The organism is Oleiagrimonas sp., from assembly GCF_027858935.1.
GTDB lineage: Bacteria > Pseudomonadota > Gammaproteobacteria > Xanthomonadales > Rhodanobacteraceae > Oleiagrimonas.
In genome coordinates, this window is sequence record NZ_JAQIBU010000260.1 from 1 (window position 1) to 8,906 (window position 8,906).

The following is an 8,906-nucleotide window of genomic DNA, read 5'->3' on the forward strand; positions in this document are numbered from 1 at the left end:
TTGCATCTGGGACCTGTCGAGGTGCATTGGTATGGCGTGATGTACCTGCTCGGCTTCGCTGCGGTCTGGATCCTCGGCGAACGCCGGCGTCGCGCCGGGTATCTGCCGGTCAGCGCCAATGCTTTCAGCGACCTGCTGTTCTTCGGCATGATGGGGGTGATCGTAGGCGGTCGGGTCTGGTACATGCTGTCCTATTACCGACCGATCGACTGGATATGGACCGACCCGCTGGCGCTGTTTCGCATCTGGGATGGCGGCATGTCCTTCCACGGCGGCTTGCTTGGCGTGCTGGTGGCCGGCTTTTGGTGGTCGCGAAAACAGAAGCTGCATTTTATGGATACCGTGGACTTTGTCGCGCCGCTGGTACCGATCGGCCTGGGACTGGGTCGTCTGGGCAACTTCATCAATGGCGAATTGTGGGGCAAGCCCACCCATGTTCCCTGGGCTGTGATGTTTCCGGGAGCACACAACGAGGACCTGCACTTCGTCGCCACCCATCCCGCCTGGGACGCCATCTGGCACCGATACGGCATGCTTCCCAGACATCCCTCCGAGCTGTATGAGTTGTTCCTGGAGGGCGTGGTGATGTTCACGGTGCTGTACCTGTACTCACGCAAGCCGCGGCCGCGTTACCGCATTTCCGGACTGTTTGCCCTGATGTACGGATGCTTCCGCATCGCGGTGGAATTTGTGCGCATGCCCGACCCGCAATTTGGCCACAATGGCCAGCCGGGTTATCTGTTCGGGACCCATTGGGTGACCATGGGCCAGGTGCAATCGGTACCGCTGGTACTGGCCGGACTGTGGTTGCTGTGGCTGTCGCGAAGGGCGCCGACACTGCCGCGGGTGCCCCGGAGGGAAACCGATACCGAAGACGCCGTCAACTTGGATTGAGCCTGGGGAGTCCGGATGGCTCCAACCAGAGCGGTGGCTGGGCTATCCTTGGAATCATGCAGACCTATCTTGATCTTCTCCGCCACGTGCTCGAACACGGCACGCCGAAGGCCGACCGCACCGGCACCGGAACCCGCAGCGTGTTCGGATGGCAGATGCGCTTCGACCTGCGGCAGGGTTTTCCGCTGGTCACCACCAAGAAGCTGCACTTGAAGTCCATCGTCCACGAACTGATCTGGTTCCTGCGCGGCGATACCAACATCGGCTACCTCAAGGAAAACGGCGTCCGCATCTGGGATGAATGGGCCGATGAAAAAGGCGACCTGGGGCCGGTGTACGGCGAGCAGTGGCGCTCCTGGAAGGGTGCGGACGGACGCGTGATCGACCAGATCGACGGTGTGCTACGCGAGATCCAGAGCAACCCGGATTCACGTCGGCTGATCGTCTCGGCCTGGAATGTCGCCGAGCTGCCCAGGATGGCGCTGATGCCCTGCCACGCGCTGTTCCAGTTCTATGTTGCTGGGGGTCGGCTTTCCTGCCAGCTTTACCAGCGCTCGGGTGACATTTTCCTGGGTGTGCCATTCAACATCGCAAGCTATGCGTTGCTGACGCACATGATTGCCCAGGTGACCGGGCTGGAAGTGGGCGATTTCGTGCATACCCTGGGTGATGCACACCTGTATTCCAACCATCTGGAGCAGGCACGCGAGCAACTGACGCGGACCCCCAGGTCCCTGCCGACCCTGAAACTCAATCCACGGATACAGCGGCTTGAGGACTTTGGTTTCGAGGATGTGGTATTCGAGGGTTATGATCCACATCCGGCGATCAAGGCCGCGGTTGCTGTCTGAGCTTGCGCCGGGCGGGTAGGCGCAGGGCGCGTTCGGACGTAAACTTGCTGCGATAACCGGTTCAACTCCGGTGGTAGATACCCTTCAATGCAGGAGAGTTCATGTCCATTTCCCTGATCGCCGCCTTGGACAATGACACCGTCATCGGCAAGAACGGGCAGATGCCGTGGCACCTTCCCGATGATCTCAAGCGGTTCAAGGAACTGACCATCGGCAAGCACGTGCTGATGGGATACAACACTGCCATTTCGATCGGGCGCGCGCTGCCGGAGCGGACCAATCTGGTGTTGAGCCGCAGGCATACCGCCCCCTTCCCGGGGCAGGAAACGGTACGTTCGATCCCCGAAGCCCAGGTGCTGGCTGGCGGTACCGGTCTGATGGTCATCGGTGGCGGAGAGGTGTACCGCGAGACCTTGCCGTTTGCCTTGCGCATGTACCTGACCTGGGTGGATACGCAGGTGGAAGGCGGCGACGTGTATTTTCCACACATCAATTACCGCGACTGGTCGGAGTCCGCGCGCGTGCATCACCGCAAGGATGAAAAACACGCCTACGCTTTCGACATGGTTGAGTACGTGCGTGAGTGAATCCGGTCCGGCTTCGCCGGCATCGTCGATCCGTATCCATGTCGTGGCCGGACTGCTGCTCGACAGCCAGGGCCGTGTTCTTTTGGCGCAGCGTCCCGAAGGCAAACACCTGGCCGGTCTGTGGGAGTTTCCCGGCGGCAAGTGCGAACCCGGCGAAAGCGCGACGATGGCGCTGGTACGCGAGCTTCGCGAAGAGCTCGGGATCGAGGCCGAGCCCGGAGAGACCGTGATGCAGCTGCCGTGGGACTACGCCAGCAAGTCGTTGCTCCTGCACGCCATGCGCGTGCCGCGCTGGCATGGCGTGCCGCGCTCGTGCGAAGGGCAGGCGCTGCGCTGGGTGTATCCCTCGAGCGATCTGCCGATGCAATTGGCGCCCGCGGACCTTCCGGTGATGCAGGCATTGATGGGTTGATTGCAGCGCGCGCTCGTGGGGGGCGCAGGATGTGCATGATTGCGGTTGAGATTTGGCGACAACGGGGGGCGGCAACGGTGTTCCCGGATGCGCTTTGCTTATCCGGGCTACGGTATCAAGTTGTAGCCCGGATAAGGCCCTGGCCGCATCCGGGGTCTTCTACGGTAGCCACCGGGAGTGGCGCACGTGGCCCGTGGCCGGGTAACGGTGAATGTGGCGTTCCCGGATGCGCTTTGCTTATCCGGGCTACGGGTTTTGGGAATGTTTCCGGTGAATCCCGGATGCGCTTTGCTTATCCGGGCTACGGGATCGAGTTGTAGCCCGGATAAGGCCTTGGCCGCATCCGGGGACTTCCTACGGTAGCCACCGGGAGTGGCGCAACGTGGCTCGTGGTCGGGTAACGGTGGGTTTGGCGTTCCCGGATGCGCTTTGCTTATCCGGGCTACGGGATCGGGCTACGGGTTTTGGGAATGTTTCTGTTGGAGGGGCGTGGTCTATCGCGGTCGGGCCGATCCGGATTTCACGGATGCCAATCGCAGGTAGCGTGCATGCAGGCGTTCAACGCCAGCATCCAGCTGATCCTCGCTGCTGCTGCTGTTGTTGATGACATCGTCCGCCAGCTCCAGGCGGGACTCTGATGAAGCCTGGGCCTCGATCATGCGCGAGGCAAGCTCGCTGTCGATGGCGTCACGCGCGATGAGTCGATCGATGCGCACCGTGTCCGGTGCATCCACCACCAGGACCCGGTCCACCCAGGCGTATTGCGGCCAGGTCTCGGCCAGCAGCGGGATGTCCACGATGCAGTACGGGCCCTGATCGGCACGGATGCGCTGATCGAGCCAGGCACGTACCGCCGGATGCACGATGGCTTCCAGTGCCTTGCGCGCCTCCGGATCGTCGAACACGCGCGAGCGCATGGTTCGCCGATCGAGCGAGCCGTCCTCTTTCAGGACATCGGTGCCGAAATGTTGCGTGATGGCATCGAGTCCGGGCGAGCCCCTGGCCACCACCTCGCGCGCGCCAACATCGGCGTCGAACACCTGTACGTCACGCGTCCGGAAACACCGGGCTACGGCACTCTTGCCTGCGGCGATGCCACCGGTGAGAGCCACCACAAAGTGCTTGCGAGCTTGCACCTGTGCGGCCTTCTAGCGCATGCCGGTCAGCTGCATGTAGGCATGCAGCAACCAGGGCCCCACCACGAACCAGACCCAGCCCGCGGCCGCGATAAACGGCCCGAACGGCATCGGTACGCCGCGCTCGTGTCGACGCAAGGCGATCAATGCGACACCGATGATGGCGCCGATCAGCGACGACAGCAGCATGATCGGGAGCAGCGCCAGCGGTCCCATCCAGGCGCCCAGCGCGGCCAGCAGCTTGAAGTCGCCGTAGCCCATGCCCTCTTTCCCGGTCAGCAGCTTGAAAACCCAGTACAGGCTCCACAGGCTGAGATAGCCGATCGCGGCGGCCAGGATGGCCTGGGTCGGCGCAACGTACATCGGCACCAGGCTCAGGATCAGTCCGAGCCAGAGCAATGGATAGGTCAGCTGGTCGGGCAGCAGCTGGGTGCGAAAGTCGATCCCTGAGGCGGCCACCAGGATCCAGGTGAAAATCAGCCCGAAGCATCCCAGCAGTCCCGGGCCGAACCGCCATACCACCGCCGCACTCAAAAGCGCCGTCAGCAGCTCAACCAGCGGGTACTGGATCGATATGCTCGCCTTGCAGTAGCGGCAGCGACCGCGCAGCAGCAGCCAGCTCAGCAGCGGTATATTGTCCAGCGCGGAAAGCGTGTGCTTGCAGTGCGGGCAATGCGAGGATTCGCGAACCAGGCCGGGCGGAGTGGCTGCCGTTTCGGGCTCCATCTCCAGGATCTCCCGCGCCTCGCTGCGCCAGGCATGGTTCATGCGCGCGGGCAGGCGCAGGATGACTACATTCAGGAAGCTGCCGACCAGAAGCCCGAGGATGCCGGCAACCAGGATCCAGGCGCCCCAAGGCAGCACGGTGAGCAGATACGGAAGCATGATGCGTTGGGTTCCCCAGCAAGGTGGACGTCAGGCCATGCAGAGTGCGCCACGCCAGCCCCTTGAGGTGTGGGCGATGCTGCAGCTCCGCGGGTGTCGCTCGGCTATCCGACAGTGCCGGCGAGCTTGAAGATCGGCAGATACAGCGAGATCACCATGCCACCGACGATCACGCCCAGGATCACCATGATCAGCGGTTCCAATAGCGTGCTGAGGGTATCCACGGCGTTGCTGACCTCTTCCTCGTAGAACTCGGCCACCTTGAACAGCATGGTGTCCAGGGCACCCGATTCCTCGCCGATGGCGGTCATCTGCACCACCATGTTGGGAAACAGTCCGGTCTGACGCATGGCCAGCTGCATCTGGTGACCGACGGCCACGTCATCACGCATCTGCCGCACGGCATTGCCATAGACGATGCTTCCGGTCGCGCCGGCGACGGCATCCATGGCCTCGACCAGCGGTACGCCCGCACGAAAGGTCACGCCCAAGGTGCGCGCAAAGCGGGCCAGCGCGGACTGGCGCATGATGTTGCCGATGATCGGCAAGCGCAGCAGGATGCGGTCAAGCAAATGCGCGAACTTGAGCGAGCGTTTCTTGGCCATGACCAGGGCCATGACGCTGCCGACGATGACTATGATCAGCAGCCACCAGTACGCCTGCACGAACTTGGAGGCATTGATCACGACCTGCGTGGCGGCGGGCAGGGCGGCGCCGGCATTCTTGAATACATCCTGGAAAACAGGGACCACGAACAGCAGGATGATCAGGCTGACCACGAACGCCACGGCCAGCACCATGACAGGGTAGAACAGGGCCTTCTTGATCTTCGACTTGATGCCCTCCATGCGCTCCTTGTAGGTGGCCAGGGTGTCGAGCACCGTGTCCAGCACACCGGCCGATTCGCCGGCCTTGACCAGATTGCAGAAGAGTTCGTCGAACTGAATCGGGTATTTGCCAAGCGCTTCGTGCAGGGTTGAGCCACCCTCGATGGTCTGCTTGACGTCCGTGAGCATGTTCTTGAAGCGCGGATTGCGCTGACCACCCGCGATAATCTCGAAGGCCTGCACCATCGGTACGCCCGACGCCATCATGGTCGCGATCTGGCGGCTGAAGATCGCCACGTCGTGAGGCTTGACCCTGCTGCCGGCGGAGCCGAACAGAGGCTTTGGCTTTTCGCGCACCGTCTGCGGGTTCATGCCCTGGCGACGCAGCTCGGCCTTGACGAGGGTGGCGGTCTTGGACTGCATCTCCCCCTTCATCTTCTTGCCGCGCTTGTCCAGCGCGACCCATTCGTAGACGACGAGTTTGCTCACGCTGGCGCGCGAGGCACCGGTCTTACTTGCATTCTTGGCGGCGGTGGCGGTTGCCATAAGCGCGTTCTTCCACGTTGGTGGTGTGGTCGAGCCGGACGGTCATGGTGCTTTCGACACCGTCCGATTCGTTGATTAATCCTTGGTCACGCGATTGATCTCGGCCAGGCTCGTGACCCCGTTCTTCACCTTCAACAGCGCGGAGGTGAACAGGTCGGGAATGCCCGCCTCGCGGGCCACGTCGGAAATCTGCATGGCGTTTCCGCCCTCCAGCACGATGCGCTGGATCTCATCCAGCATCGGCATCACCTGGTACACGCCCACGCGGCCCTTGTAGCCCTCGTTGCAGCCGTCGCAGCCTTTGGCGTCGTAGATGTGCAGGCCGGCGTCGATCTCCTCCTGGGAGAATCCCTCGGCCAACAGCGCGGCAGGCGGCAGTTCCAGCGGCGTCTTGCACTCATGCAGGCGGCGGCCAAGGCGCTGGGCGATGATCAGGGTGACCGACGAGGTGATGTTGTACGGCGCGATGCCCATGTTCATCAGGCGCGCGACGGTTTGTGCTGCATCGTTGGTGTGCAGGGTCGAGAGCACCATGTGGCCGGTCTGCGCGGCCTTGATGGCGATCTCGGCGGTTTCCAGGTCACGGATCTCGCCGACCATGATCACGTCCGGATCTTGGCGCAGGAACGAGCGCAGCGCGGCGGCGAAGGTCATGCCGCGCTTGACGTTCTGCTGCACCTGGTTGATGCCGTCGACACGGATTTCGACCGGATCCTCGACCGTGGAGATGTTGCGACCTTCGGTGTTGAGGATGTTCAGCGCGGTGTACAGCGACACCGTCTTGCCCGATCCGGTCGGTCCGGTGACCAGCACCATGCCGTAGGGCTTCTGGATGGCATCCATGAACAGGGTTTTCTGGTCATCCTCGTAACCGAGCTTGTCGATACCCATCTTGGCCGCCGAGGCGTCCAGGATACGCAGCACGATCTTCTCGCCGAACAGGGTTGGCAAGGTGCTCACACGAAAATCGATGGCCTTGGTCTTGGACAGGTTCAGCTTGATGCGGCCGTCCTGCGGCACGCGGCGCTCGGCGATGTCCAGGCCGCTCATCACCTTCAGGCGCGAGGAGATGCGGCTGCTCAGCGCCATCGGCGCCTTGGCCGATGTGCGCAGGATACCGTCCATGCGCAGGCGCACGCGGAACTGGTTCTCGTAGGGCTCGAAATGGATGTCCGAGGCGCCGCGGCGGATGGCGTCGAGCAGCACCTTGTTGACGAACTTCACCACCGGCGTGTCGTCGATATTGAGCGCGTCGACGCCGGTATCCTTCGGCTCGGCGTCGCCGGCCTCGGTCATCAGGTCTTCCAGGCCTTCCTCTTCGCCCAGTCCGTCCATGTTGGTCGAGACCGTGGCAAGGGCGTGGTCGATGGTGCGCGCCAGCTGCTGGCTTTCGACCATGATCGGCTCGACGATGCAGTTGGAGTGGAAACCAACTTCCTCCAGCGCATGCGACTGGGTGGGGTCGGACACCCCCACAAACAGGCGTTTGCCGCGCTTGTACAGCGGCAAGACCTTGTGTTTGGTCATCAGCGCTTCGCTGACGCTGGAAAGCGGCATCTGCTTGAACGGGATCGATGTGGGATCCATCAACGGAATGCCGAACTCGGCGCTGGTGATGCGCGCGATCTGGGTACTGTCGACCATGCCGTTGTCGATCAGCCACTTGGTCAGCGGCACCTTGTTCTGGGCCGCATTTTCGGTAGCCGAGCGCGCGTCGGCCTCCTTGAGGAGACCATCAAGAACCAGCCGCCGGGCCATGCCCGTCAAGCCCGTGAGCGGAGGGGGCTGCATCTGGGTTGCCATAAGAAAGTGTCGTAATCCCCCGAATATGATACGAATCTACCGCAAATACGGTCGCTTGGGCAGCCCGGATGCGCGATCAGATCACCAGAATGGCGTACCGTGTCGCGTTTCAGGCCCGGTCATGAGCCGTCCGTGGCCGAAAAAGCCAGTTCCATGTGGCTTCGCGCTATGATCCCACGGGTCCGGACAAGGGGGAAATTCTTGATCAGCATCATCCTGCCCGCAAAAGACGAAGCCGCCGCCCTGGCCGGCCTGTTGCCCCGGCTGCGCGCATTGCAGCCTGAAGCGGAGATCATCGTGGTCGATGATGGCTCGACTGACGACACCGCGCAACTGTGCACACGCCATGGCGTGCAATGCCTGTCGTCCCCGTACTCCATGGGCAACGGCGCTGCGATCAAGCGGGGAGCCCGCGCGGCCAACGGCGACATTCTGGTGTTCATGGATGCGGATGGCCAGCACGATCCCGACGACATTCCCCGGCTGCTGGAAAAGCTGGAGCAAGGCTTCGACATGGCCGTCGGCGCGCGCGACTGGGATGGCCAGGCGGGCGTCGGCCGCGGCCTGGCCAACGGTTTGTACAACTGGCTGGCCAGCCGCATGAGTGGACACGAGGTCAAGGACCTGACCTCCGGATTCCGCGCCGTGCGCGCCGACAAATTCATGCAGTTTTTGTACCTGTTGCCCAACGGATTCAGCTACCCGACCACCAGCACCATGGCGTTTTTCCGCAGCGCCTACGGCGTGGCCTACGTGCCGATCAAGGTCGCCCAGCGCGACGGCACCGCCAGCCACATCCGCCCCTTGCGCGACGGGCTGCGCTTTCTGCTGATCATCTTCAAGATCGCCACGCTGTATTCGCCGCTGAAGCTGTTTGTGCCCGCGAGCGGTGTGTTTTTTCTGCTCGGATGTCTCAATTACGCACGCACCTTTTTGTCGTACGGACGCCTGACCAACATGAGCAC

General features: G+C 62.6%; 9 protein-coding genes. 5 read left to right on the top strand and 4 right to left on the bottom strand.

Annotated elements, in window-relative coordinates:
• The 4 genes from lgt to PF446_RS09550 all read left to right on the top strand — a co-directional run bounded on the left by lgt (position 1) and on the right by PF446_RS09550 (position 2,744).
• A complete protein-coding gene (lgt, locus tag PF446_RS09535) occupies positions 1 to 894 on the top strand; it encodes a prolipoprotein diacylglyceryl transferase (protein ID WP_298071193.1) in 894 nt (297 codons plus the stop codon).
• Between the two features lie 56 nt (positions 895 to 950).
• On the top strand, positions 951 to 1,745 hold the full coding sequence (locus PF446_RS09540; RefSeq protein WP_298071194.1) for a thymidylate synthase: 795 nt from the start codon (positions 951 to 953) through the stop codon (positions 1,743 to 1,745).
• A 101-nt stretch (positions 1,746 to 1,846) separates the two neighbouring features.
• Positions 1,847 to 2,332: a dihydrofolate reductase gene (locus tag PF446_RS09545; RefSeq protein ID WP_298071195.1), complete on the top strand. Its 486-nt coding sequence runs from the start codon at positions 1,847 to 1,849 to the stop codon at positions 2,330 to 2,332.
• Complete coding sequence (locus tag PF446_RS09550) at positions 2,325 to 2,744, top strand: (deoxy)nucleoside triphosphate pyrophosphohydrolase (protein WP_298071196.1); 420 nt, start codon at positions 2,325 to 2,327, stop codon at positions 2,742 to 2,744. The genes PF446_RS09545 and PF446_RS09550 overlap by 8 nt, the downstream gene beginning before the upstream one ends.
• A 494-nt stretch (positions 2,745 to 3,238) precedes the next feature.
• On the opposite strand, the gene coaE is transcribed toward PF446_RS09550, so the two are convergent.
• The 4 genes from coaE to pilB form a co-directional block, all read right to left on the bottom strand.
• Complete coding sequence (coaE, locus tag PF446_RS09555) at positions 3,239 to 3,880, bottom strand: dephospho-CoA kinase (RefSeq protein WP_298071197.1); 642 nt, start codon at positions 3,878 to 3,880, stop codon at positions 3,239 to 3,241.
• Positions 3,881 to 3,892: 12 nt separating this feature from the next.
• Positions 3,893 to 4,765, bottom strand: coding sequence for an A24 family peptidase (locus tag PF446_RS09560; protein WP_298071198.1), 873 nt, complete (start codon positions 4,763 to 4,765; stop codon positions 3,893 to 3,895).
• Between the two features lie 104 nt (positions 4,766 to 4,869).
• Positions 4,870 to 6,138, bottom strand: a complete 1,269-nt coding sequence (locus PF446_RS09565; RefSeq protein ID WP_298071199.1) for a type II secretion system F family protein — start codon at positions 6,136 to 6,138, stop codon at positions 4,870 to 4,872.
• A 75-nt stretch (positions 6,139 to 6,213) separates the two neighbouring features.
• On the bottom strand, positions 6,214 to 7,941 hold the full coding sequence (gene pilB / locus PF446_RS09570) for a type IV-A pilus assembly ATPase PilB (protein ID WP_298071200.1): 1,728 nt from the start codon (positions 7,939 to 7,941) through the stop codon (positions 6,214 to 6,216).
• A 201-nt stretch (positions 7,942 to 8,142) separates the two neighbouring features.
• Here pilB and PF446_RS09575 point away from each other — a divergent pair.
• A partial coding sequence (locus tag PF446_RS09575) for a glycosyltransferase family 2 protein (protein WP_298071201.1) occupies positions 8,143 to 8,906 on the top strand: 764 nt, incomplete at its 3' end.